The sequence below is a fragment of the Peribacillus sp. B-H-3 genome (genome assembly GCF_048572925.1).
GTDB lineage: Bacteria > Bacillota > Bacilli > Bacillales > DSM-1321 > Peribacillus.
In genome coordinates, this window is the sequence record NZ_CP183879.1 from 2,862,342 (window position 1) to 2,885,467 (window position 23,126).

General features: G+C 42.5%; 25 protein-coding genes and 1 pseudogene. 4 read left to right on the forward strand and 22 right to left on the reverse strand.

Translation table 11 applies throughout. From position 1 onward, the window contains the following. Positions 1 to 31 precede the first annotated feature (31 nt). The 8 genes from ACN6MY_RS14240 to ACN6MY_RS14275 all read right to left on the reverse strand — a co-directional run bounded on the left by ACN6MY_RS14240 (position 32) and on the right by ACN6MY_RS14275 (position 8,461). On the reverse strand, positions 32 to 844 hold the full coding sequence (locus ACN6MY_RS14240; RefSeq protein WP_419880787.1) for an extradiol ring-cleavage dioxygenase: 813 nt from the start codon (positions 842 to 844) through the stop codon (positions 32 to 34). Positions 845 to 994: 150 nt separating this feature from the next. Further along, on the reverse strand, positions 995 to 2,425 hold the full coding sequence (locus tag ACN6MY_RS14245; RefSeq protein ID WP_419880788.1) for a dihydrolipoyl dehydrogenase family protein: 1,431 nt from the start codon (positions 2,423 to 2,425) through the stop codon (positions 995 to 997). Then, the gene (locus ACN6MY_RS14250; RefSeq protein ID WP_419880789.1) at positions 2,425 to 3,648 is read right to left on the reverse strand and encodes a dihydrolipoamide acetyltransferase family protein; all 1,224 of its coding nucleotides are present in this window, start codon (positions 3,646 to 3,648) and stop codon (positions 2,425 to 2,427) included. The genes ACN6MY_RS14245 and ACN6MY_RS14250 overlap by 1 nt, the downstream gene beginning before the upstream one ends. A 21-nt stretch (positions 3,649 to 3,669) precedes the next feature. After that, a complete protein-coding gene (locus ACN6MY_RS14255; RefSeq protein WP_419880790.1) occupies positions 3,670 to 4,671 on the reverse strand; it encodes an alpha-ketoacid dehydrogenase subunit beta in 1,002 nt (333 codons plus the stop codon). After that, positions 4,668 to 5,738 carry a pyruvate dehydrogenase (acetyl-transferring) E1 component subunit alpha gene (gene pdhA / locus ACN6MY_RS14260; protein WP_419880791.1) on the reverse strand — a complete coding sequence of 357 codons (1,071 nt, stop codon included), beginning with the start codon at positions 5,736 to 5,738 and terminating at the stop codon, positions 4,668 to 4,670. Before pdhA ends, ACN6MY_RS14255 begins: the two co-directional genes overlap by 4 nt. A 19-nt stretch (positions 5,739 to 5,757) precedes the next feature. Continuing rightward, positions 5,758 to 6,864 (reverse strand): Leu/Phe/Val dehydrogenase, encoded by a 1,107-nt coding sequence (locus tag ACN6MY_RS14265; RefSeq protein WP_419880792.1) that lies wholly within the window; start codon positions 6,862 to 6,864, stop codon positions 5,758 to 5,760. Positions 6,865 to 6,976: 112 nt separating this feature from the next. Further along, positions 6,977 to 7,375 carry a thioesterase family protein gene (locus ACN6MY_RS14270; protein ID WP_419880793.1) on the reverse strand — a complete coding sequence of 133 codons (399 nt, stop codon included), beginning with the start codon at positions 7,373 to 7,375 and terminating at the stop codon, positions 6,977 to 6,979. Positions 7,376 to 7,507: 132 nt separating this feature from the next. Beyond that, entirely contained in the window at positions 7,508 to 8,461 is a 954-nt protein-coding gene (locus tag ACN6MY_RS14275) for an NAD(P)H-dependent flavin oxidoreductase (protein ID WP_419880794.1), read from the reverse strand. Between the two features lie 70 nt (positions 8,462 to 8,531). Between ACN6MY_RS14275 and ACN6MY_RS14280 the strand changes: the two genes are divergently transcribed. After that, a complete protein-coding gene (locus ACN6MY_RS14280; protein WP_419880795.1) occupies positions 8,532 to 9,050 on the forward strand; it encodes a gamma carbonic anhydrase family protein in 519 nt (172 codons plus the stop codon). A 93-nt stretch (positions 9,051 to 9,143) separates the two neighbouring features. Here ACN6MY_RS14280 and paaX read toward each other — a convergent pair whose 3' ends face one another. The 11 genes from paaX to ACN6MY_RS14335 form a co-directional block, all read right to left on the reverse strand. Continuing rightward, on the reverse strand, positions 9,144 to 10,034 hold the full coding sequence (paaX, locus tag ACN6MY_RS14285; protein WP_419884171.1) for a phenylacetic acid degradation operon negative regulatory protein PaaX: 891 nt from the start codon (positions 10,032 to 10,034) through the stop codon (positions 9,144 to 9,146). Between the two features lie 267 nt (positions 10,035 to 10,301). Beyond that, entirely contained in the window at positions 10,302 to 11,501 is a 1,200-nt protein-coding gene (locus ACN6MY_RS14290; RefSeq protein ID WP_419884172.1) for a thiolase family protein, read from the reverse strand. Positions 11,502 to 11,516: 15 nt separating this feature from the next. Beyond that, on the reverse strand, positions 11,517 to 12,389 hold the full coding sequence (locus tag ACN6MY_RS14295; protein WP_419880796.1) for a 3-hydroxyacyl-CoA dehydrogenase: 873 nt from the start codon (positions 12,387 to 12,389) through the stop codon (positions 11,517 to 11,519). Between the two features lie 76 nt (positions 12,390 to 12,465). Further along, positions 12,466 to 13,242, reverse strand: a complete 777-nt coding sequence (locus ACN6MY_RS14300) for an enoyl-CoA hydratase-related protein (protein WP_419880797.1) — start codon at positions 13,240 to 13,242, stop codon at positions 12,466 to 12,468. A 9-nt stretch (positions 13,243 to 13,251) separates the two neighbouring features. After that, positions 13,252 to 14,028: an enoyl-CoA hydratase-related protein gene (locus ACN6MY_RS14305; RefSeq protein ID WP_419880798.1), complete on the reverse strand. Its 777-nt coding sequence runs from the start codon at positions 14,026 to 14,028 to the stop codon at positions 13,252 to 13,254. Continuing rightward, positions 14,021 to 14,326 carry an EthD family reductase gene (locus ACN6MY_RS14310; protein ID WP_419880799.1) on the reverse strand — a complete coding sequence of 102 codons (306 nt, stop codon included), beginning with the start codon at positions 14,324 to 14,326 and terminating at the stop codon, positions 14,021 to 14,023. The genes ACN6MY_RS14305 and ACN6MY_RS14310 overlap by 8 nt, the downstream gene beginning before the upstream one ends. 29 nt (positions 14,327 to 14,355) lie before the next feature. Continuing rightward, complete coding sequence (gene paaD, locus ACN6MY_RS14315; protein WP_419880800.1) at positions 14,356 to 14,856, reverse strand: 1,2-phenylacetyl-CoA epoxidase subunit PaaD; 501 nt, start codon at positions 14,854 to 14,856, stop codon at positions 14,356 to 14,358. 33 nt (positions 14,857 to 14,889) lie between these two features. Further along, positions 14,890 to 15,711 carry a 1,2-phenylacetyl-CoA epoxidase subunit PaaC gene (paaC, locus tag ACN6MY_RS14320; RefSeq protein ID WP_419880801.1) on the reverse strand — a complete coding sequence of 274 codons (822 nt, stop codon included), beginning with the start codon at positions 15,709 to 15,711 and terminating at the stop codon, positions 14,890 to 14,892. Further along, the gene (gene paaB, locus ACN6MY_RS14325) at positions 15,708 to 15,989 is read right to left on the reverse strand and encodes a 1,2-phenylacetyl-CoA epoxidase subunit PaaB (protein WP_419884173.1); all 282 of its coding nucleotides are present in this window, start codon (positions 15,987 to 15,989) and stop codon (positions 15,708 to 15,710) included. Before paaB ends, paaC begins: the two co-directional genes overlap by 4 nt. A gap of 92 nt (positions 15,990 to 16,081) precedes the next feature. Further along, positions 16,082 to 17,053, reverse strand: a complete 972-nt coding sequence (gene paaA / locus ACN6MY_RS14330) for a 1,2-phenylacetyl-CoA epoxidase subunit PaaA (RefSeq protein ID WP_419880802.1) — start codon at positions 17,051 to 17,053, stop codon at positions 16,082 to 16,084. Positions 17,054 to 17,092: 39 nt separating this feature from the next. After that, positions 17,093 to 18,433 carry a phenylacetate--CoA ligase family protein gene (locus tag ACN6MY_RS14335; protein WP_419880803.1) on the reverse strand — a complete coding sequence of 447 codons (1,341 nt, stop codon included), beginning with the start codon at positions 18,431 to 18,433 and terminating at the stop codon, positions 17,093 to 17,095. A 365-nt stretch (positions 18,434 to 18,798) separates the two neighbouring features. Here ACN6MY_RS14335 and ACN6MY_RS14340 point away from each other — a divergent pair, with 365 nt between their 5' ends. From ACN6MY_RS14340 to ACN6MY_RS14350, 3 genes are all read left to right on the forward strand, one after another. Beyond that, the gene (locus ACN6MY_RS14340) at positions 18,799 to 19,782 is read left to right on the forward strand and encodes a S8 family peptidase (protein WP_419880804.1); all 984 of its coding nucleotides are present in this window, start codon (positions 18,799 to 18,801) and stop codon (positions 19,780 to 19,782) included. A 115-nt stretch (positions 19,783 to 19,897) separates the two neighbouring features. Continuing rightward, positions 19,898 to 20,299 carry a cbb3-type cytochrome c oxidase subunit I gene (locus tag ACN6MY_RS14345; protein ID WP_419880805.1) on the forward strand — a complete coding sequence of 134 codons (402 nt, stop codon included), beginning with the start codon at positions 19,898 to 19,900 and terminating at the stop codon, positions 20,297 to 20,299. A 317-nt stretch (positions 20,300 to 20,616) separates the two neighbouring features. Continuing rightward, entirely contained in the window at positions 20,617 to 20,994 is a 378-nt protein-coding gene (locus ACN6MY_RS14350) for a hypothetical protein (protein ID WP_419880806.1), read from the forward strand. 119 nt (positions 20,995 to 21,113) lie between these two features. On the opposite strand, the gene ACN6MY_RS14355 is transcribed toward ACN6MY_RS14350, so the two are convergent. The 3 genes and pseudogenes from ACN6MY_RS14355 to thiD form a co-directional block, all read right to left on the reverse strand. Next, a complete protein-coding gene (locus tag ACN6MY_RS14355) occupies positions 21,114 to 21,431 on the reverse strand; it encodes an MGMT family protein (protein ID WP_419880807.1) in 318 nt (105 codons plus the stop codon). A gap of 208 nt (positions 21,432 to 21,639) precedes the next feature. Then, positions 21,640 to 22,307: pseudogene (gene thiE / locus ACN6MY_RS14360) on the reverse strand (thiamine phosphate synthase). Continuing rightward, positions 22,294 to 23,118, reverse strand: coding sequence for a bifunctional hydroxymethylpyrimidine kinase/phosphomethylpyrimidine kinase (thiD, locus tag ACN6MY_RS14365; RefSeq protein WP_419880808.1), 825 nt, complete (start codon positions 23,116 to 23,118; stop codon positions 22,294 to 22,296). Before thiD ends, thiE begins: the two are co-directional and overlap by 14 nt. Positions 23,119 to 23,126 lie beyond the last annotated feature (8 nt).

A 23,126-nucleotide genomic window follows, 5' to 3' on the forward strand; every position in this document is an offset into this window, starting at 1 on the left:
TCTGCGGGAAGGCCTGCTTTTATCCCCGGCATTACTGAGGATAAATGGCTGCACAGATTAAACCAAAGTAAGTAGGTGCTTCGTAAGATAGAACCTGGACTTCCCTTTCATAGGGCTGGATTGCTCCTGCAAGAATCAGTGTCTGCCATATGCCATCCGGCTTGGCATGATCGATGAAATCCTTACTGAAATCCTTCATTTCTTCCAGTTTATTATTTCTTAATAGTGAAATCGCTTCTTTATCAAGCTTGGCTGCATCCTCATGATACCCGTATGGTCCATTCACATGATGCGTATGAGACCAGTCACAGCTGGCAATTAATCCTATTTTCTTGTTTGAAGCCAGTGCCGCCATTTTTAAAACCTTGCCAAACTCCAAGTGGTCTTCATAGGAAATTTCTCTCGAAGGTGTGATGATTACAGCCGGGACATTAGGCATGAATCTGAGCGGTACAATCGCTCCCCAATCAAGCTGCAAACAGGAAAAAGGACCCGCAGATGTTCCAAAGTTAATAGTTCCGGTTTGAATTCCAGCTTCTGCAGCATTTTTCGCGATGTTTTTCGCAAGGTCTCTGTCAACTGAGATTTTCATAGAAAAAGATGATCCATTTTCTTCAATCAATCCCTCCATGTATTCAGAATCACTGATAGAAAAAGCCCCATTAATTCTTGTTCCATGGGGAGTCAAGACAATGAGAGAATCTGGTTTTGCTTGTGCCATTTCTTGTCCTAACTTAATTAAGCTGCTGCGGGTAACTGACATTCTATCCGGAAATTCTCCTTTTATTTCCGGTATGATTTCTCCGCCATGAGGGGCTATACATGCAAAAACGAATGCATTCATTTTGATTTCTCCTATCTTTTTTGATTTATAACTTATTATTCTGGTCAATGCAGAAAAAAACCTCCTAATGTTGCTTTCTTAATAATTTCAGTAAGCTCTCCGTAAAAAATAATACCAAAGGGGCGCATCTGCGGACGGGCCCCTTTGGTATTATCTACTTACTTTTTCTTTTTTTGGAGGCTGGTGAATAGCCTGGCAAATCAGGGATTCTGCTGCCTCAAGCAGCCCCTCGCTGCTGCTTGGATGCGGATATACAGGAAATTTAATATCTTCATCTCTTGCGGCCATTTCAACAGCTATTGCAGCTGAAGCAATTAAATCCGGAGCTTGCCTGCCATATAGGTGGATGCCAAGAATCAGGTCGTTTTCTTTATCAGTGATAACCTTGGATAGTCCATCTTTATTGCCGGTTATTCCTGCATAGCCATTGGCGGCAGCATTGAATTGGCCGATATTCAGCCTGTAACCCTGAGAGATGGCTTCCTGCTCCGTTAAACCGACATAAGCAATAGGCGGCTGGCTTCGGATAACATGAGGAATCAGTGTATCATTCCATTCTGTTGGCTTATTTGCACATGCTTCGGCCGCTGTTTTTCCCTGTTTGATTGCTTTTGACGCAAGCTGTCTGCCACCGGTAACATCGCCGCAGGCAAAAATGTGCGATATACAGGTTCTGCATTCTTTATCTGTGAGGATATAGCCCTGTTCATCCATCTTGATGCCAATTCTTTCAAGTCCTATATTTCCAGTATTCCCTTTAAGTGCTGACTGGATATATACATGAGAAGCTTCGATTGCTGCCTTATCCCCTCCCTTTGCTTTAAAGGCTGCTAAATGCCTGTCACCTATTGAAGTAATGGAGGCAAAAGAAAGATTTTTATAAAGCTTGATTTTAGCTTTTTTTAGCTGCCTTATCAGCTCTTTATTGATAGAAACATCCAGATTGGGGAAATTTTCTCCGCTTATGACTAGGTACACATCAGATCCAAGCGATTTGTAGCTGAAAGCTGCCTCAATGGCGATATAATCATCGCCATTGATGACGATGTCCTTCGGTATATCACTGAATTCATATAACGACCTTGCATCTAAAATATTATTAAGTCCCTTTATTTCATGGCTTTTCATAATTTTGCTTCCTGTTGAAATAATTGCCTTCTGGAAAGTATAGATTTCAAAGTCATCTCCATTTTCGACGCCAATTCTGTCGTTGGCTAAAAAAGAGGCTGATCCAGAAACTACTTCTATTTTATTTTCACGGCATAATGAAGCCACCCCTCTTTGGAGGTTTGATATCACCGTTTTTTTATAAAATAAAGACTGGTCATAATCCAGGGAAAATCCATTCGTATTAATGCCAATATCACTGATATGCTTTAGCTCATCAACTTTTTCAGCCAAGTGTGAGAAAAATTTTGATGAAATGCACCCTCTATTCAGACAAATGCCGCCAAGCTCCTCTTTTTCAATCAGTGTAACCTCTTTGCCTAGCTGAGCAGCCCTAATGGCAGCTGTATATCCAGCCGGGCCTCCGCCGATTATGATTAGATCCCTTTCATGTGCCAGCTCTCCTACAACCATTACACCAGCTCCAATACAAAAAGAATAGGATGCTCTATCAGTTCCTTGAACCGGTTTGTAAAGGCAACCGCAGATGCTCCATCAGCCACGCGATGATCGAAGGACATGCTGATGTTCATTAAGGAACGGATTACAATTTCTCCGCCAACGACCGCCGGTTTTTCTTTTGTCGCATGAAAAGCCATCAGTCCGGTTTGCGGATAATTAATGATAGGAGTAGCTCCAATGCTGCCAAGCGGCCCAACATTGCTGATTGTAAAAGTCCCCCCGGCTAATTCATTGATTTTCAGGGTGTTTTCCTGTGCTTTTTTAGTCAAACTCTTTATCTCAGTGTCAATTTCTTTAATTGTCTTTTTATTTGCATGCATAATGACAGGAACAATCAAGCCTTCTTTGGAATCTGCTGCAATTCCAATGTTATAATCGTTTTCCAGAATTATCGATTCATTTTCTTCATCAAGTTTTGCATTGAAAACAGGATAGTCAGCAAGGGCAAGTGATACAGCTTTTACGAAAAATGCGGGTATTGATACTGATTGCCCCAGACATTTGATTTCTTTGGATAAGCTAAGGAGCTCTGTCATATCAATTTCTTCAAAGTGAGTTACATGAGGAATGGTATAAAGTGATTGCGCCATTTTTTGTGCAATTTGCCTGCGCCTCCCCTTAAAAGGGATGCTTTTTTTCAGAAGGTGTTCTGCTGACTGATGTGTATCTTCTTGAACAGATTGAGAAACGGAAGGTGCAATTTCAGGATTTTTGGCAGGCTCTTCTTTTTTGTGTAAAAACATGTACACATCTTTATCAGTGATCCTTCCTGCCGGACCTGTGCCTAAAACTTGTTTTAGGCTGATTCCATTTTCTCTTGCAATTTTCCTTGTATACGGAGCAGCTAATATCCGGTTTTCCTTAATTTTCGCCGAGTGTTCATGAGCGGTTGGTTGTCCTGCAGGTTCTGCGGCAGCCTGTAGTTTGCCTTCTTTATCTTCATAGTCTTCAATAATCATTAAAGTTGTTCCTACCTTAACGGTTGTTCCAGGATGAACCAGTATTTCTTTAATGATACCGGAACCTGGAGAAGGCAGCTCTGCTGTCATTTTATCGGTAACAACCTCAACAAGCGGCTGATCACTTTGTACAGATTCACCTGCTTTAACAAAATAGTGGAGGATTTCCCCTTCTGTCATGCCTTCTCCTATATCATGCAGTTTAACTTCCAGCATTTTCACTATTCCTCCTTTTTACTAAAAATGTGCCGCCTTTTCAGCCGCTTTTTTTATCCTGCCTGTTGTTGGCAAATAATGTTCCTCGAGGGCAAACATCGGCACAGGAACATCAAAGCCCGTTACACGCTCTATTGGTGCTTTCATGTATAAAAATGATGTATCATTTATGATTGCCATTACATCATTGGAAACACCGCCAGTTGCATGTGCTTCATGGACGATAACGGTTCTTCCTGTTTTCTGGACGGTAGCTGCGATGGCTTCCCTGTCCAGCGGATAAAGAGTCCGGAGATCCAAAACTTCACATGAGATTCCTGTTTCCGATAATTCTTCAGCAGCCTTTAAGCACAGCTGAACCATGGCACCCCAGGCAATCATGCTAACATCATTTCCCTCCCTAACTACCTTTGCTTTGCCTATTTCAACCCTGTATTTCCCTACCGGAACTTCCTCGCGGTTTGATCTGTAAAGTTTGAGAGGCTCCAGAAACAGCACTGGATCAGGATCTTCTATGCTTGCAATCAAAAGCCCTTTTGCATCATAGGGAGTAGAGGGGCAAACCACTTTTATCCCCGGCATATGAGTAAACAATGTTTCGGTGCTGTCTGAATGGATTTCAGGGGCCCGGATTCCGGCGCCATATGGGGCCCTGATAACCATCGGGACGGTGTATTTGCTTTTTGTCCGCATTCTGATGCGGGTGGCATGTGTCATGATTTGTTCGTAGGCAGGGTAAATAAAACCAAGAAACTGAATTTCCGCTACTGGCTTCATTCCATTAACAGCCATGCCTATTGACACGCCGATGATACCAGATTCACTTAGGGGGGTGTCCATAATTCTCTCTTCCCCAAACTCCTCAAGCAAGCCTTCTGTAGCCCTGAATACACCGCCGTTTACACCGACATCCTCTCCAAGGACCACAACTTCCTCATTTTCCTTGAGCATGATGCGCAGCCCGGACGTAACCGCTTGAACCATTGTCATCTTGTTTGCTGCAACTTTTGTTTCAGGAGTCATACTGTCTCACCTCTTAAATGATTAAAATACTCATTCTTTTGTTCCTGAATATTCCATGGTGCTGTTTCAAAAACATGATCAAACAGATCATTAACATCTGCAGGGGGAAATGCCTCCATTTCCTTAACTGCATGTTCTATTTTATTGTGTATTTCCTCTAAATCCTGCTGCTGCAGCCTTTCATCCCATAATCCTGTGTTTTTCATATAGCGCTCGAGCCTCAGAACTGGGTCTGAACTTGCTCTTTTTAAATTGTTATCTTCCTGGTTTCTATATTTTTTTGGATCATCCGCTGTTGTATGGGCACCGTATCTCCAGGTTACTGCTTCAATCAGTGTTGGCCCTCCGCCATTTCTTGCCTGCTCCAGCGCTTTTTTTGTATAAAAATATACGGCAAAAATGTCATTCCCATCAATTCTGTAGCCGGTAATATTATAGGCCACCGACTTTTGGGCAATGGTCTCCGAATTCATTTGCTTTTGGATAGGGACAGAAATGGCAAATTGATTATTTTGATTAAAAAACACTACAGGCGCTTTAAATACACTGGCGATGTTTATTCCTTCATGAAAATCTCCTTCAGAAGTAGCTCCATCCCCAAAATAAGCGATGGCGGCATTTTTTGTTCCTCTCTTTTTTTCTGCTAAAGCGGCTCCAGTGGCATGGGGAAGCTGGGTCGCTATAGGCACAGCTGGGGGGAAAATATGTTTTCCTTCCGGGGCAATACAGCCCTCCAGCCGTCCGTTCCAATATAACAGCGCTTTTGGAAGTGAATGTCCGAATGTGATGCTTGCTGCATGGTCCCGGTATGTCGGAAACATCCAATCATCTTTTGAAAGAGCAAGCGCACTCCCTACCTGTGCCGCTTCCTGTCCCTCAAAAGGTGCATAGGTCCCAAGACGCCCCTGCCGCTGAAGGCTGATGGCTTTTCTGTCAAAGTTCCTGACGAGAAGCAATTGTTTATATGCCTTTTTTACAAAATCACCGGAAATCTGATCACGGAACTCCTTGAGGACCAGATTTCCATCTCCATCCATGATTTGAATTATGGGAAATTGGCAATTCATCGGTTCTCCTCCTAAATTTTTATATATGAATATCCCATTTGGGCCTTTTATAGTGAGAGAAAAAACTGCTTCTATTCTTACCTGATTGGATCTTTTTTTCACAGTACATGTCTGCAGCTTTTGCTGTGCAGATAGAATCACGCTCTGAATTCTCAAATACTTCAAGCAATGAATTGTAAATTCCTTGAGTTTTCTTGAGAACCCGGTCATTGTTTGGCCCATAAAGCTCATCTGCAACCTGGATTAACCCGCCGGCATTTACAATATAATCGGGAGCATATAAAATTCCCCGTTCCCATAAGACCTCCCCATGCCTTGCATAAAGCAGCTGATTGTTCGCGGATCCGGCCACGGCTTTTGCCTTCAGTACTTCTATCGTATGGTCATTAATGATTCCCCCTAGGGCGCATGGCACAAAAATGTCAGCAGGCACAGAGTAAATGTCCTGTCCGGAAACAGCTTTTACAGATCCTGAAAACTCCTTGCAGGATTCCAGGAATGAGTGCACGGCGTTTTTACTGATATCTGTAACGTATAAGCTGGCTCCTTCCTTTAACAGCATTTCCGCTACTTTGGAACCAACCTTGCCGAGTCCCTGTACCGCTATTGTTTTGCCATCCAGATAATCTCTGCCCCAAAGTCTCCGATTAACAGCCCTTAAACTATATATCACACCAAGGGCTGTCGGAATGGATGAGTCTCCGCTTCCTCCATATTCTTTCGGTATTCCCACGATGCAATTGGTTTCCTTTTTGCTGTGCACAAAATCTTCCGGTGCTGTTCCCATGTCAGTGCCAGTGTAAAAACGGCCTTTCAGCGACTCTACAAATTGGCCGAATGCCCTAAATAATGCAGGTGATTTATCCTTGACCGGGTCTCCGATAATAACTGATTTCCCTCCCCCAAAATCTACATCGGCCGCTGCACATTTATATGTCATTCCTTTTGATAAACGAAGCACATCTTCCAGCGCCGCATCAAAGCTTTGATAAGGCATCATCCTGCAGCCGCCAAGCGCAGGCCCCAGTGTTGTATTGTGTATGGCAATGATGGCCTTCAGTCCTGAATCAGGATCATTGCAGAACACAAGCTGTTCATGCTCGTGCATACTAGTGAAAATATCCATTATGTAAGCTCCTTTTCATAAAATGGCAGAAAGCCCTCCCATTACTTAATTGTGACCGGGCGCTCTCTCCTTAAAAGGTCTGCCGCAGGGCGCTAAGGCTGCTCTTTTTGAGTCAGCATTTCTTGCTGCTGTCTATAATTCTGGCAATCTCACTTTTGGGTAGAATAATTTGGACAACACTGCCCTCACCAATAAGACGTGTTTCGTCATATACCTTGATTTCAGCAGTCACCAGGCTGCCTTTTAATTTGGTGATAGCAGCCCGAAGTGTAATCACACTGCCTTCAGCTGCTGGCGCAAGATGCTTCATGCTGACCGCAGTCCCCATCCCTTCTTCGTTTTCTTCAAGATAAGGCAGAATCAGTTTTCTTGCCGTCCATTCCATATGATGCACCATGGATACAGTCGAATAAACAGGGTGAATGACTTCTCCTTCAAAACAGGGAAACATTTCTTTCGTTACAGCACATTGGTGTTCAGCTTGCTGTCCTGCCTCCATTCCTGGTTTCATTAATCAGCACCTCATTTTTTGTAATCGCTTACATTATTCCGATTGAAAAATAGTATGCCGCTAAAAAAAATGACGTTTATTTAACGTTATATTATCATTTTGCAGCAAATAAGGTCAATGTCTTTCATATTCTCATATACCCCTTAATTTCTTGAGGCGGTCAATGGTTTGATACATTTCGTCAATCATTGTTTTAATGAGCTCTTCTGCACTGTAATCCCGATTGATAAGGCCGGCAATTTGACCGCTGTTGCAATAACCTTTTTCTTCATCACCCTCAATTGCCCCGAGCATATGGTGCTCTTCATCTGTTAATCGGCTGAATTCGCTAAGTGACATGCCTTTTTCTTCCTTAGCAGAAATCTCTTTAATAAATGGATTTTTCAATACCCGCCGTATCCTATTTACACTTCTTCCGATGACAACTGTTTCCTGGTCACCAGCATTTATAACCCTCTGTTTGTACGTTTCCGAAAATGGCGCTTCTTTTACAGCTATGAAACGTGTTCCCATTTGGACACCTTCTGCACCTAGGGCCATCATAGCGGCTATCCCCCTTCCGTCACCAATTCCTCCTGCTGCAGCGACAGGCACATCTACAGCATCTGCCAGCTGGGGAATCAGAGCTAAAGTGGTGATTTCCAGCGGTGAATTGATGCCAGCAGCTTCATAACCCTCGCCGACTATAATATCAGCGCCTGCTGCTGCGGCTTTTTTCGCATGTTTAACTGCTCCTGTCACGGCCATCACTTTTATTCCATTATTGTGAAGACAATCTATATATGGGACAGGATTTCCAGCTGACAGCGAAACAGAAGGAAGTTTATACTTAATTGCCAGATCTATCAGCTCTTTTGTATATGGAGAAACACTGACAGCAATATTTAAAGCAATTGGCCGGTTTGTCATTTCCAGTGCGGCTTTAAGCTTTGCTTCAACCTCTGGCGGTGACATCGTTCCTGAACCAATCATCCCCAGGGCCCCGGCATTTGAAATTGCGGCTGCCAGCTGCGGAGAGCTTATATTACCCATTCCTCCCTGGATGATGGGAACGCTAATATTCAGTATCCTGCAAAGTCTATTCATTTCTCAGTAACCTCCCTTTATTATGTTATAATAGATTGGTAGCGCTTTCTTTATGATGAGGAGGGAATGTATGATTTATTCTTTTGATGGAACAACACCTAGCATTGATAACTCTGTATTTATTGCGCCGGGGGCTAAAATCATAGGAAATGTAACAATCGGCAAAGACTCAAGCGTCTGGTTCAATGCAGTTCTACGCGGTGATGAAGGGCCCATCTCCATAGGGGAAAAATGCAATGTACAAGATAATTGCACTCTGCATCTTTATGAAGAGTTTCCTTTGATTCTAGAAGACGAGGTCTCAGTTGGCCACAATGTGATCCTTCATGGCTGCCATGTGAAAAAAGGAGCTTTGATTGGTATGGGCTCCACTATTATGGATGGTGCAGTCATTGGTGAAGGATCTCTGATCGGGGCAAACACTTTTATTCCGGCCGGCAAAATCATTCCCCCGCATTCCCTTGTACTCGGTTCACCAGGCAAGGTGGCCAGGGAGTTAACAGAACAGGATAAAACCGTTATTGCCATTACAATTGATACATATTTCCAAAAAGGGAAAAAGTTCAAGGAAGAGTTTTCGCGAAATTGATGCTCCTGTTTCTTTGCCTTGTAAATAGTCAGGATATGCCTATTTACAAAAGTGAAGCACAGTCCTGCATTACAGCAAATCTATTTTCCTTTTTCATTCCTTTATAAGAAGCGGATGCTTAAAAAAGTCATATTCTAAATTTTTATTTTCGAGCACATTTCCTTCCTGAAAGACCTCTTCAAAGAATCGGCTTGCCGGCTCAGCCAATAGCTTATAATAATCACTGAACAGTGAAGCTGCTGGCGAGCCCAGCCATTTTTCTGGCAGCAGGTCTTCAGGAAGTCCCGGATCAATAAATAAAAACTTTCTATACTCATGCACAAGCTTGGTTCTTTGCACAAAGCATTCTGCGTCGGATAGGCCATTGCTTTGAAATTTATTTTTTGCATTATGATATTCTTGCTGATAATCAGAAAGAAACTGCTGATACTTTTCATTGATTCCGGTTAAATCCCAGCATTTCCTGACAAGCCGTACATTTTCCTCCGGTCCCTCATATCGAGCAGTGAAGAAGTGGACATATTCACTGATTCCATACTTATTAATAAGGCTGTTAACCTCTTTATCTAAGGAATTCGGTGTTATCCAGCAGCTGTTGGATATTGTGCCAAACCCGCTCCAAATCAGTTCTTGGCGCAGCTCATCCCTTAGATGCCGCTTTTCTTCCGGTATCGAGTAAATAAGCATGCGCCATTCATCATCCCATTTATCCGGTTTTAATTTAAAAATCCTTTTTGCCGCTTCGTCCATTCTGTCTGTGCCGCGTTCTGTCAGGAAGTAATAGCTTTTATTTCCTTCCTTCCGGGCCATCACCCACCCCTGTTTGCTCATTCTAGAAATCGCTGCCCGGACAGACTGCTCATTATGGCCAAATTCTTTTAAAAGACGAATCAGGCTGCCTATCCAAATTTCGCTGCCATAATGGCGTATATAATCCCCATATATTGTAAAAATCATGGATCTGGTATTCAAATTCCCATTCATTTCATTCACTGCCTTTAAATTGATGTGATTATTCCTTTCTGCATTTTCCCATGTATCAATCACATCAGTCAATCCATTCAAAATTTCACTACTTCGTGAAAAGGTTCTTCATTCATAGACTCTGTTGTTTCTGACTGATTCTTTCCGTCGCAGTGCCAGCACCCGCAGCTCTTTTAAACACCATAGCGATCTCTGCAGGCCCAAAGAATTTCTAACTGTCCCTGCAATCAGTGATTCTGGTTCCTCATACATGCACTTAAGCTTACACTATATCAGTTCAATTACGGTCGCAATTCCCTGGCCGACACCTATGCACATGGTAGCAAGGCCAAACTTTGTATTTTTCCTTTTCATTTCATGTACAAGAGTTGTCAGGATTCTTGCACCGCTAGCCCCAAGCGGATGGCCGAATGCAATGGCGCCCCCATTAACATTAACCTTGCTTATATCTGCTTCGAGCTCCCGTATGCACTGAAGAGATTGAGAGGCAAATGCTTCATTCAGTTCTATCAAGCCAATCTCTTTCATTGATAGTGATGCACGTAACAGTGCTTTTTTGGATGCAGCTACAGGTCCCAGTCCCATTATGGATGGATCAAGTCCGCTCACTGCAGAAGACCTGAATTTGGCAATTGGCTTAATGCCAAGTTTCCTGGCTTTAGAAGCACTCATTAGGAGAAGGGCGGCCGCACCATCATTGATCCCGGAAGCATTTCCGGCAGTTACTGTGCCATCCTTGAAAATAGGAGGAAGCATGCTCAGTTTCTCCAGGGTCGTGTCAGGACGGATATGCTCATCTTGATTTACCGTTTGTTCAATGCCTTTTTTATTTTTATATGTAACAGGGATAATTTCTTCCTTTAATTTGCCTTGAAGGATGGCTGCGTTAGCTTTCTGCTGGCTTTGATATGCAAAGGCATCTTGATCTTCCCTTGTCACTCCGTACCTTTTTGCCACATTTTCTGCAGTTTGCGGCATTGAATCTGTGCTGTACATATTTGCAAGCTTGTTATTAATAAATCTCCAGCCAATGGTAGTATCCAGTGCTTCAAAGCTTCCGCGCGGGAAATCCGTATCTGGTTTAGCTATGACAAACGGTGCCCTTGTCATGCTTTCAGTCCCTCCGGCAATGAATATATCTCCTTCACCTGCTTTAATTGCACGGGAAGCATAATTGAATGCATCAAGACCTGAACCGCATAACCGATTGATTGTGGTTCCAGCGACTTCAACCGGCAATCCGGCAAGCAGCGCGGACATCCGGGCGACATTCCGGTTATCCTCGCCTGCACCATTTGCATTTCCAAGAACCACATCTTCAATTTGACCCAGAGGAACCAGGGGATTTCTGTCTGCCAGTGCCTTAATCACAATGGCACCAAGATCATCCGGGCGGATATCTTTAAGCGCGCCCTTGTATTTTCCTATTGGAGTCCTGACTGCATCGACAATTACCGCTTCTTCCAGATCCGCACCTTCTTTTCATCGCTCTATTTTTGTACCGTCACTTCCATATTCAAATACCCCTTTGCCCGATTTTCTCCCCAGCCTTCCCGCTTTTACATATTGAATGAGAAGAGGTGCAGGACGAAACTTTTCGCCAAGCCTGCTATGAAGATAATTTAAATTATTGAGGCGGGTGTCAAGCCCTACTAAATCCCCCAGTTCGAATGGTCCCATCGGGTAATTCAGGCCAAATTTTATTGCCTTATCAATCTCTTCAGCTGTCCCGATGCCTTCTTGAAGCATCAAAAATGCTTCATTGCCGACAAGGGCGCTGATGCGGCTTGTAACAAACCCGGGAAATTCATTCACGACAACAGTTTCCTTTCCCATCCTCTCGGCAGTTCTTCTTATTGCTTCAGCTGTTTCATCGCTTGTTTCCAGCCCTTTTACAATTTCAACCAGAGGCATTTTATGAACGGGATTAAAAAAGTGCATGGCAATTACTTTATCTGGCCTTTTAGTAAAAGCCGCTATTTCAGTAGGGCTCATCGTTGAAGTATTCGTAGCAAAGATGCAATCATCATTCGCAAACTTTTCTATATCTTCAAATACCCTCTTTTTTATTTCCAGGTTTTCGGTAACTGCTTCTATGACTAACTCAGCACTTCTAACCGCATTTTCAATGCTGGCTTGAAAAAACAGGCGGTCTAACGCAGAAGATTTTTCTGCTTCGGAAATCTTTTTTCTTTCAATTCCTTTGGAAAAAATCGTTTCTATCTCTCTTTTCGCACTTTCCAAGGCTGAAATTTTAATATCGGCAAGTGTGACAGTAAAACCAGAAATTGCTGCTGTGCAGGCAATTCCCCTCCCCATGACACCTGAGCCTATAACTGCAATATGTTCAATCATCTGACTCTCCTTTCATTTAAAGAAAGATGATTATAAAAGAGGAGCATTTACCCATAAATTTCTGCTCGCCTTTTGTTCATCTTCCCTGAAAGTGCGGCTTCCTTTTTTCAAAAAAGGCAGCCACTCCCTCTCTGTGATCTTTTGAAAGCCCTGCAATCCTTTGAGCTGAGGCTTCCTTTGAGAGCATTTCATCAATTGTGACAGAAAAGCTTTCATTCATATATCTTTTAACAAGCCCGATGGCAAGGGTTGGCATCAAAGCCAGCTTTGCAGAAAATCCCTCTATTTCACTCTCCCAATAATCCTCAGATATAATCCTTCCTGCTATTCCCAGGCTCCTTGCCTCCATAGCTGATATTTTTTCTCCCAGTACGGCAATTTCCATCGCCTTTGCTCTCCCCACCAGTCTCGGCAAAAGATACATCAGCCCGGAATCAGGAACAAGCCCGATATTCATGAAGGAAGAAACGAAGCTGGCTTTTTCTGAAACTAGCATAAAATCGCAGATAAGCGCCAAGCTGAATCCGGAACCGGCACAAATTCCGTTAACGGCCGCGATGACAGGTTTTTCAAGATTTGCAATGGCAGAAATTAAGGGATTATACCTTTTTCTCAGTATTTCTCCATGATCGGTTTCTTCACCCAGTCCTTGTATATCCTCCCCTGCACAAAACGCCCTGCCTTCTCCAGTAATGACAAGGCAGCGGGTATTCCCGTCCCGTGAAGTTTCCTTCAGGGCCTGAAGCATTTCCATATGCATTTCTTCAGTAAATGCATTCAGCTGCTGAGGCCTGTTTAATGTCAGCCTTGCCACGCCATTGTTTCTCTTTTCAAACATGATGTTTTCATACATACCTAACCCTCACTTTCCTTTAAAAGAAGGCTTTCGTTTCTGAATGAATGCTTTCATGCCCTCTTTTTGATCTTCACTTGAAAAGAGCATGTAAAAATTTTTACGTTCAAACTGCATTCCTTCCTGCAGTGGATAGTCGATGGCCTTGTTTACAGATTCCTTAATCAGGCGAATGGAAAGAATGGGCTGTTCTGCAATCTTTTCAGCAAATTTCAGGCTTTCTTCCATCAAAAGCTCACCTGGCATAATTTTTGTAAGAAGCCCATATGTATAGGCTTCCTGTGCGCTCATCATGTCACCAGTCCAAAGCCATTGAAGGGCCCGTGCCCTCCCCAGTGCTTTCGTGAGCCTTTGGGTCCCGCCCGCACCAGGCATTATACCCAGATTCACCTCAGGAAAACCAAATTTTGCATCCTCCGCGGCGAATAGAACATCACAGCAAAGAGCAAGCTCGAAACCTCCGCCCAAAGCAAGACCATTAATAGCACCGACTATAGGCTTCTTTATGGAAATGATATGGTCCCAATCCTTGAACTGATTTAAGAGTTCAAGTGAAATGCTATCTTTATCCGCCATCTCCGAAATATCCGCGCCAGCTGCAAAAGCCCGGCCATTTCCAGTCAGTAAAATGACTTTTATTCTTTCATTCTTCTCGAATTCCAGGAAGGTCTGTGCCACTTCAGAGATCATTCTGGTGTTCAAGGCATTTAGTACATTCGGCCTATTAAGCTTTACAATGCCTAAGCTTCCCCGTATCTCTGTTTCAATAAATTCGCCATTAATCATTTTTTTCTTCACCGAACATAAATGTCACAATGTCTCCGGCAAACTTCATGACATCTTTACCTGAAGCCTTGGACTCTTCTGTCCGTGAAGCCTCTTTAAAGGCTTCCTTGCTTTCATAGTACATTTCGCATAATAAATAAAAATCACTTTCACCCATTGGTGATCCGGTAATTTTAGTAATGCGGAGATCCTGAAGCCCAGGAATTTTTTTAGTTAAAGGTATATGTGTGCCATAATAATATTCATCAAAGCTTTCTTGGTTTTCAGGTTTTTTGAACAAAGCCATCATTTTAAACATATTATCTTCTCCCTTATCGTTTATAAATTTTAGAGATTTACAGAAATAAACTTCATTGCTTCAAAAGGATTTTTGCAAGATTTGCAATATAAAATGCTGCGGCAGGCAGTTGAACCAAAAATATTTTCAATGGTGATGTAAGGAGAGCTGCAGTATGGACAATTTACATGCCAGGTGCCATCTTCTTTCAAATATTCTGGGGGAGGAGCAATTCCGTTCTTCTTCAAATTTTCCCTTCCAGAAAGTGAGACTCTGTCTGTTGTCCAGGGAGGATGGAAAATAAATTCTGCATATGCTTTTTCCACGCCGTTTAACTTCAGGATTGCTTTTTCGATGTTTTTTCGAATAATTTCAAGCGCAGGACATCCTGAAAAGGTTGGAAGGACTTCGATTCTGGCTGTTCCATCATTAAAAGAAACACTTTCGATCATACCTAAATCAAGTAGACTTACATTGGGAATTTCCGGATCATACACAAACTTCATCGCTTCCCAAATTTCTTCTTCCATACTTTTGTTTGGCCGTGTCATATAGCATCATTGCCTCCTGCTGGGGTATTTGCCTTACCACACAGCTTTCTCATCCATTCTGTAAACCTCTGAAAGTGTAACTAATGCCTTCACCATATCAGCGGTATGCTCCCCTTCGCGTCCATTTCCGGATATCATTCCATAAGAATTTCCATGGGCAAGCTGCACTTCTTCAAGAGATTTAGCAGCTTGCTGTGAGAACCGCTTTTTCAATATGGAACAACTTTCAATCAAGCCATATTGGACCATCTGACCTTCCAGTGGGCCAAGTGTCAGCAAACCTTCAAGTTCGTTCCACACCCTGCTGACAGCTGCAGTCATTCTTGACCTTGCTTCACCGCCGCTCATTGTCAGCTGTTTAAACCAAATGCCCCAATGCATAAGGTGATAATGCTGTTCCATTTTAATTTTTACAGCTGCATGTGATAAAGGCTGATAGGATGAATGTATAAGTGACTCCAGCTTGATTTTTTTATACATGTCATAAAAATAATGGCGGACTACCGTGAACGCCCAGTCAAACCTTGGTTCCTCCAGATATGTGCCGCTTCCGTTCACAAGCTCTAAAAGAATGGCATTCCTCCTTTCTTCCGGAGGTCTTTCGTGCGCCAGGGCATCTATGCTGCCGGCGCCAAGCTCGCTCAAAAGCTGATAATACAAGACTGCATGCCCCATCAAATCCTGGCTGATGGATGAAAAAGCTACATCCTCCTCGATATGGGGAGCAAGCCCGAGCCATTCTGATCCCCGGTAGGAAAGGATAAAATCATCATCTGCCAGCTGAAGCAGCAATTCATTAAGGGCTTTGTGATAGCTTTGTTCATTTTTCGCGTCTGCTGCTGTCTTTATAATCATTCTTTATTTTCACCCCAGGACAGTATTTCTTTTTCATCGAGCATGTTTTGTTCATAGCCCCGCCACTTTTTCTTGAGATAACTATATCCCTTTGCTGTCCGGTAATCTTTATTATCTAGACGCGGCAAAACTTCCCTTTCTTCTTCGGTCATTTTTCTTATACTGGAGCGTTTGACAACCCAGATGTCTGCAGCAGGTTCTCTGCGCATGAAGTTTTCCCTGGCTAAAATCAGGGCCATATCATGGTTTGGAGCCAGTAAACTAAATTGATGCTGCATATTAGAGTTAGGTGTTCTTTTACTAAATATCTCAAAGACCTCGTAAAATGCCGTGGAATTGTTTTCTTTACCCTCCAATGTGACCCTCCTCTTTATTGAGCCTTTTGATTATCCGGCTTTAATGCTTCCAGTACCCAGCTGTTGTTTTCATAGGCAAGTTTCCTTAAGCGCAGCCTGTCCTGTGACTTGGGCCCTTTATTTTTGACGATTAGCTTAAATTCCTCCCAATCAGGCTGCTGGTATAACCATTTCCCTGCTTCCTCATCAAATCTCATAGTTTCATCAGGCAGCTTTAATCCGATTGACAGAGCCCTTGGAATGTATTTGGTGAAAAAGTCCTGCCGCAGCTGTTCGTTCGTTTTGGTGCGGATTTTATATTTAATCGTTACATCCTGCTTTGACGCCCCTGTAGTATCGGCACTGGCTGGCCCAAAAAACATCAGCAATGACGGCCACCATCTGTTAAAGGAATCCTGGACCATCTGTTTTTGCTCCTTGGTTCCCTCTGTCATGGCCAGTATGATCGATTCCCCGTGCTGGGCATGAAACACTTCTTCGGCGCAAATCCGCTGAAGTGCCCGGGCATACGGACCATAAGAGGCCCCGAGCATGTTCGTTTGTGTAATGATGGCTGCCCCGTCAACCAGCCAGCCAATAATTCCCGCATCTGCCCATGTCGGCGATTCCATGTGAAAAACATTGTGAAACTTAAGATTTCCGCTGAATAAGTCCTCCATAATATCCTTGCGGTTCTTGCCAAGAGGGGCCAGTAAATCCTCTGTAACCCTAAGCAATAGCTGTCCATGTCCCATCTCGTCCTGCACCTTGGCCATAATTCCTAATTTCCTTCTTAATGTGGGTGCTTTTGGAACCCATTCCTTTTCAGGAAGCGCACCCATAATCTCGCTGATTCCATGCATCGATATCAGCTTTATCAGTGTGTGCCGATATTCGTCAGGCATCCAGTCGTCTGCTTCTATTTTTTCCCCGTTTTCAATTTTCTTCATGAACCTATGAAACTTATCCTCTTCGGAAATCCTTTCAGAATGAGCGGTTCCCTCCATGTGATTTCTCCTTTCTATGCGGCTTTTCACTTAAGTTCTTTATTTTTGTGTGGACTGGCTGATCAGTTCCATATTTCTTAAGTCAACAATCCGGACAGCTTTTCCCTCAGATCTTGGAATGGTTTTTGGAGACAGTAATTTTACCTCCATGTTTACCAGACAGGAGTTTTTTAAGCGGAGCTGAATGGCCTGTGTTAAATCTTCAGCGGCCGTACAGCTCAGATTCCCTTTCATTTCCAAGTATGTGTCCTCTGTAATTTCAGCATACAAAATCACGTCCTGGCGCGATCCATTTTGTTCGATAACCAGCTGATAATGCGGGGCAGCCTGCTTAAATTGCATCAGACAGTGCTCAATTTCAGAAGGATACACGTTAACTCCCCTGATAATGAGCATATCGTCTATCCGGCCTTTCACTCGGGACATTCTCATGGTCGTTCTTCCGCACTTGCATGCCTCTCTTGTAATGGAAGCAATATCCCCCGTCCTGTAGCGGATAATCGGAAAGGCTTCCTTCTGCAAACTGGTAAAAACCAGTTCACCGTCAACTCCGTCTGCTACGTTCTCCATTGTGATTGGATCAATTACTTCTACATAAAAATGATCCTCTGCGATATGCATGCCATCTTGCGCTTCATGGCATTCAATCGCAACTCCAGGACCTATTACTTCACTAAGGCCATAGATATCACAGGCCTTGATATCCAGAACATTTTCTATTTTATTTCTCATTTCCTCTGACCATGGCTCGGCACCCAATATTCCGTATTTTAATGAAGTCTGCCTAGGGTTTTTTCCCATCTCGAGCATTTTTTCCGCGATATTCAGGGCATATGATGGTGTTGCACAAAGAATATCAGGCTTCAAATCTTCAATTAGTGTGATTTGCCGGTCAGTATTTCCTGCGGAGGCCGGGATTACGGCAATTCCGAGCTTTTCTGATCCATGATGAATACCAAGGCCGCCGGTAAACAGCCCATATCCATAAGCATTATGAAGGACATCATTAGGGCTTCCGCCTGCAGCAGCTATGGCACGCGACACGATTTCCGCCCAGCTTTCTATATCTTTTGATGTGTATCCGATTATAGTGGGCTTTCCTGTTGTGCCTGAAGATGCATGAATCCTCAATAAATCTTTTCTTTCAGCCGCCATCATCCCGAAAGGATAGTGATTTCTCAAATCCTTTTTTTCTGTAAATGGAAGCTTTTTTAAATCGTTGAAATCCTGAAACATGCTGGGATGGAGTCCTCTATCCTCCAATGCCTCCCTGTAAAATGGGATGTTTTTAAATACATGCGATAGTGTTGCCCTCAAACCCTTCAGCTGCTGCTCTTCGATGCATTCCCGATCTGCCGTTTCGATTGCATGGATAATCATCAGCATCCTCCGCCTTCATTTAGTAAACGCTTACAAAATCGTATAACGGTTTTTATTCGCTTATTATTTTTTTGTTATGTTACTACAATCTTACTGCCTAAAATGTTTTTATGTCAATATATTCTGAAAATTTTTGCTGTATTTCAATGGTTTTTCTCCCCTGCCAAACTAATGGACAAGTTTTGTAATTCCTACAGCAAAGATAGACGAACATTCATGTCAAAAACTCTTTTTGCTTCATAACATAATAGATGAACTTTCAATGAGCGTTTGCTCGATTTGATTGTTTTCATATTTGCGAATGCCATAAGGGCAGAATCCTTTTACTTGGTTTACTGTCCTACGAGCAAAGGGAGCTGAAAAAGGTGTCATTTTATAAATTAATTCCCTTCAAGCAGGAAGGAAATTTAACGGATGTTTTCGAGGTGCCTCCAGGAATTAAGCTGATAAAGGCTCCTTCTCTTTGGAAGGAAGGATATAAAGGGAAAAATATTGTTGTTGCTGTCATTGATACAGGATGCCAGGCTTCACATCCAGATTTAATCGGACAAGTTATCGATGGATACAATTTTACCAGCGATTATAATGGTACTCCTGCAAATTACAATGATAATAATGGTCATGGAACACATGTAAGCGGCACAATTGCTGCTGCCAAGAACTCATTTGGCGTATCGGGTGCTGCACCTGGAGCGAAAATTTTGGCTTTGAAGGCATTGGACGCAAATGGAGAAGGTACAGATAAAAATATCGCTGCAGCTATAAAATATGCTGTTAATTGGACAGGCCCGGCTGGAGAAAAGGTAAGGGTCATCTCTATGTCTTTAGGAGGCCCAGAGGATAATCCTTCCATACACGCGGCAATAAAACATGCCGTCAGGAAAAATATACTGGTAGTTTGTGCAGCGGGAAATGAGGGAGATGGATCTGCTTCAATAGATGAATACAGCTATCCTGGAGCATATCCGGAGGTTGTGGAAGTGGGCTCTGTTAATTTGCTGCAGCAAATTTCCTCTTTCAGCAATTCTAATAGTGAAGTAGATTTGGTGGCTCCCGGCGAGCAGATTTTATCAACCTATCCTGTAAACTCTTATAGTGTCTTGTCTGGCACTTCTATGGCGGCGCCGCATGTATCCGGAGCTGCAGCGCTTATTATTGAAAAGTACGAAACTATTTGGAAACGCATGATCACAGAGCCGGAAATTTTTAATTTACTCATGCAGCATACGGTGACTTTAGGCAATCCGAGAAAGGAAGAAGGAAATGGTATCATTAAATTAAATACTCCAAAAAAACAAAAGCTTCGATCTCTTCTTCAGTATTTAATCAAACAGACTTCCAGCAAGTAATCAGTTTCCAATCGCTGTTAATGCCCATTAACTCATTATTTTTTCAGAATATATTGATTTTTACAGAAAACAAATCATATAATCTAATTATCCTAGGACATTTGGAGGTGTTTTAATGGGCATCAGATTTTTGAAAATCTCGGTCATATACTTCTTAATTGGAATTGGCTTTGGCATGTTCATGTCTATATCCCATAAGTTTCAATATGCCCCGTCACATGCGCATATAAATTTGTTAGGATGGACTTCATTGGCATTATCGGGACTTATTTATGCACTGTACCCTGCACTTGCAGAAAAAAAGCTCGCTAAGTTTCATTTTTGGCTTCATAATATCGGACTTCCGGTTATGATGCTTGGCCTTATTTGGCTAGAATCGGGAAATTCCTCTGTAGAGCCTCTCATTGCAGCTGGTGCAACAGTTATGAGCCTGGGAATCATTTGCTTCACCGTCAATGTGTTAAAAAACTTAAAAAGCACATCTGAGTCAGCCGCAAAAAGTAAGATTGTTTCGTAAAAAAGAATAAGATGGAGCTGAAAAACTTGGAAGATAAGCCGAATTATTACGATGGTAGCGGAACTCTGAGCATGAATTCTAATTCCCTCTCAACAAACAGGATAGTGGAATTCACCCCACTTATCAGGGCGAGTATAAGCTGTAACCCATATGGAAAAGAGCCTAAAAAATGAAATTCTAGTCAATTACAATGTAAAAAGGCATTGAAATCCTGTGTATTTCAATGCCTTTTTTTCAGTATGCTAAACGTCATTCTTGAATTTTCAAAAGGCTATATGTGTAGTATTATTATAAAAATATTTAATGGAGGCGGAAAAATGATCACGGCAATTATTGGAAGTGCTGCTTTTTTTGCAGTTGCTATTTTGTACATGCTGTTAGCTCTGGGTTTGCCATACGGAGATTTGGCAATGGGCGGCAAGTATAAAGTGATGCCAAAGCAAATGAGAGCTGCATGTGCGGTTTCGGCATTAGTTCAATTGGCTGCAATCCTGTTTTTACTTCAAGCGGGCAATATAATCTCGGTCGATTTTCTAAAAAACATTGCTAAAGGAGCTTGTTACTTTTTTGCATGTTATTTATTAGTAAATACGATAATGAATGCGATGTCCAAAAGTAAAAAGGAAAAGCTTGTTATGACACCATTATCTTTCGTAACAGCCATTTGCTTCCTGATAACTGCGATAAATAGTTAGATAACTTGTCGCAGGCCCGGATAACAGATACAATGCTCATAATTAACCCCGAAATTTAATTGTCAGAAATCAATTATTAAGGATAAAAGAGCCTATTTTATTTATGTTAATGGCTTGTTTCAGAAGTGGCTCAAGGGATTATATTTGTGTTTTTCTAAATCAATGGCATAAGGGCCAATAAATGTAACACCCTCACATTCCAGGTTTAACCGTTGTTCATTGCTTTGAGCAAAATCCTTAAATCCTATTTCCCCTTTAACATTAAGAACACGATGCCATGGAAGGTCATGCTTCTCAGATAACGAATGAAGAATCCTGACCACCTGTCTCGCGCCCCTCGGACTTCCTGCCAAGCTGGCAATTTGTCCATATGTCATTACTTTTCCTGCCGGGATATTTTGAATAATCGTTATGACTTTTTCAGTAAATGGCTTCATATTTTTCTCCGTATAATCATTTATGTTTTTTTAGTAAAATTTCCGATAGGAGTTCTGCCGGCTAGTAAACCAGTTTTTCCTCTCTTGTACTAAATATAGCTTAAAGAGCACTATGAAGGAATAGCTTATACAAGAATGATATGGGAGTTAACCAAAGTACACATAGCAAAAAGCAGTAAAATCCTGTGAAATCACTGCTTTTGCCGTTTTATAGTGAGGCTGCACCGAATACTTCATGCCGCAATTCTTCAGCGGCATTCTTTGAGGATGCTGGATGCGTTATCCCGGTAATAACAGAGACCCCGTCTCCGCCATCTTCAATGATTTTTCCGGCATTTCCCGGATGGATCCCCCAATCCCGACAATTGGAATAGATATCCCTTTTTTACGGATAGCCTTGATTAAATCTGTTCCCTTTGCAGCTTTTGCATCTTTTTTTGTGGCTGTTTCATAAATGGGGCCGATTCCTAAATAATCTGCTCCATCGTGCAGGGCTTTTTCAGCTTCTTCTAACGAGTGCACAGAAACCCCCAGTAATTTATCTTTCCCTATCAGTGCTCTTACAGCTTCAGCAGAATCATCATCCTGGCCGATATGTACTCCATCAGCATCAAGTTTCATAGCTAATTCGATATCATCATTTACAAGGAAAGGAATGTTATTCTCCCTGCAGATGGCCTGCAGTGTTTCTGCAAGCTTTTCTTTACTATTTTTGCTTAATGAACCTTTTCCTTTTTCACGATACTGAAAAAGTGTGACTCCGCCATCTATTGCTTCCTGCAGAACCTGAACGGGATCCTTCAGGCAATTTAAGCTGCCCATGATCAGATAAACTTTCAGATATTCACGGACTGATTTATTATCATTTCTTAACATAATCTTGTTCTCTCTTTCTTTGCTGATAGGCCCAATGATTCGTAGGCCCGTGACCTCCGCCAATGAAAAGAGTTTCTTCGATTGCCGCCTGGATAAATAGTTTGGCTGTTCTGACAGCATCTATGACACTGCTGCCCTTGGCTAACTCTGCGGCAATTGCGGCTGAGAATGTGCAGCCTGTTCCGTGTGTATGTTTGGTGTCTATTCTGCTGCTTTCCAGATAGATATAATTAATCCCGTCATACAGCAAATCAATCACTTTATCGCCTGATTCATCATGTCCGCCTTTAATGACGATAAATTCTGCTCCCATTTCAAAGATTCTGATTGCAGCTTGTTCCCGTTCATGCAAGGAAGTAATAGAGCTTCCCGTTAATGCTTCCGCTTCAGGAATATTAGGAGTAACTACCTTTGCCAGCGGAATCAAGTGTTTTTTTAGCGCATTTACAGCTTCCTGCTTTAACAGAGATGCTCCTCCCTTTGCAATCATTACCGGATCAACCACCAGGTTTTTCATTCGATATTCTTTCACTTTTTCTGAAACTGTTTTAATAATTTCACTGCTGAAAAGCATGCCTGTTTTTACGGAATCTAATCCCATGTCAACAGCTATGGCGTCTAATTGATCACTGACTGCTTGGGGCGGGAGAGGATAGACTCCTTGGACACCAAGCGTATTTTGTGCAGTTACAGCTGTTATGGCAGACATACCATAGGCTCCAAGCTCTTGAAAGGTCTTGATATCAGCCTGTATGCCTGCCCCCCCGCTGCTGTCAGAACCAGCAATTGTTAAGGCTTTACATTTTGTCATCTTTGTAC

Excerpts from the sequence above, each read along its gene's own strand:
- ACN6MY_RS14300 (WP_419880797.1), bottom strand. The coding sequence starts at position 13,242 with ATGTATGAAAACATCATGTTTGAAAAGAGAAACAATGGCGTGGCAAGG.
- ACN6MY_RS14250 (WP_419880789.1), bottom strand. The coding sequence starts at position 3,648 with ATGCTGGAAGTTAAACTGCATGATATAGGAGAAGGCATGACAGAAGGG.
- ACN6MY_RS14275 (WP_419880794.1), bottom strand. The coding sequence starts at position 8,461 with ATGAATAGACTTTGCAGGATACTGAATATTAGCGTTCCCATCATCCAG.
- ACN6MY_RS14245 (WP_419880788.1), bottom strand. The coding sequence starts at position 2,425 with ATGGTTGTAGGAGAGCTGGCACATGAAAGGGATCTAATCATAATCGGC.
- thiD (WP_419880808.1), bottom strand. The coding sequence starts at position 23,118 with ATGACAAAATGTAAAGCCTTAACAATTGCTGGTTCTGACAGCAGCGGG.
- ACN6MY_RS14295 (WP_419880796.1), bottom strand. The coding sequence starts at position 12,389 with ATGATTGAACATATTGCAGTTATAGGCTCAGGTGTCATGGGGAGGGGA.
- paaC (WP_419880801.1), bottom strand. The coding sequence starts at position 15,711 with ATGATTATAAAGACAGCAGCAGACGCGAAAAATGAACAAAGCTATCAC.
- ACN6MY_RS14310 (WP_419880799.1), bottom strand. The coding sequence starts at position 14,326 with ATGTTTAAAATGATGGCTTTGTTCAAAAAACCTGAAAACCAAGAAAGC.
- ACN6MY_RS14280 (WP_419880795.1), top strand. The coding sequence starts at position 8,532 with ATGATTTATTCTTTTGATGGAACAACACCTAGCATTGATAACTCTGTA.
- pdhA (WP_419880791.1), bottom strand. The coding sequence starts at position 5,738 with ATGAATTGCCAATTTCCCATAATTCAAATCATGGATGGAGATGGAAAT.
- ACN6MY_RS14270 (WP_419880793.1), bottom strand. The coding sequence starts at position 7,375 with ATGAAACCAGGAATGGAGGCAGGACAGCAAGCTGAACACCAATGTGCT.
- ACN6MY_RS14255 (WP_419880790.1), bottom strand. The coding sequence starts at position 4,671 with ATGACTCCTGAAACAAAAGTTGCAGCAAACAAGATGACAATGGTTCAA.
- ACN6MY_RS14345 (WP_419880805.1), top strand. The coding sequence starts at position 19,898 with ATGGGCATCAGATTTTTGAAAATCTCGGTCATATACTTCTTAATTGGA.
- ACN6MY_RS14265 (WP_419880792.1), bottom strand. The coding sequence starts at position 6,864 with ATGGATATTTTCACTAGTATGCACGAGCATGAACAGCTTGTGTTCTGC.
- paaA (WP_419880802.1), bottom strand. The coding sequence starts at position 17,053 with ATGGAGGGAACCGCTCATTCTGAAAGGATTTCCGAAGAGGATAAGTTT.
- paaD (WP_419880800.1), bottom strand. The coding sequence starts at position 14,856 with ATGACACGGCCAAACAAAAGTATGGAAGAAGAAATTTGGGAAGCGATG.
- ACN6MY_RS14240 (WP_419880787.1), bottom strand. The coding sequence starts at position 844 with ATGAATGCATTCGTTTTTGCATGTATAGCCCCTCATGGCGGAGAAATC.
- ACN6MY_RS14305 (WP_419880798.1), bottom strand. The coding sequence starts at position 14,028 with ATGATTAATGGCGAATTTATTGAAACAGAGATACGGGGAAGCTTAGGC.
- ACN6MY_RS14350 (WP_419880806.1), top strand. The coding sequence starts at position 20,617 with ATGATCACGGCAATTATTGGAAGTGCTGCTTTTTTTGCAGTTGCTATT.
- paaB (WP_419884173.1), bottom strand. The coding sequence starts at position 15,989 with ATGCAGCATCAATTTAGTTTACTGGCTCCAAACCATGATATGGCCCTG.
- ACN6MY_RS14355 (WP_419880807.1), bottom strand. The coding sequence starts at position 21,431 with ATGAAGCCATTTACTGAAAAAGTCATAACGATTATTCAAAATATCCCG.
- paaX (WP_419884171.1), bottom strand. The coding sequence starts at position 10,034 with ATGAATGGGAATTTGAATACCAGATCCATGATTTTTACAATATATGGG.
- ACN6MY_RS14335 (WP_419880803.1), bottom strand. The coding sequence starts at position 18,433 with ATGATTATCCATGCAATCGAAACGGCAGATCGGGAATGCATCGAAGAG.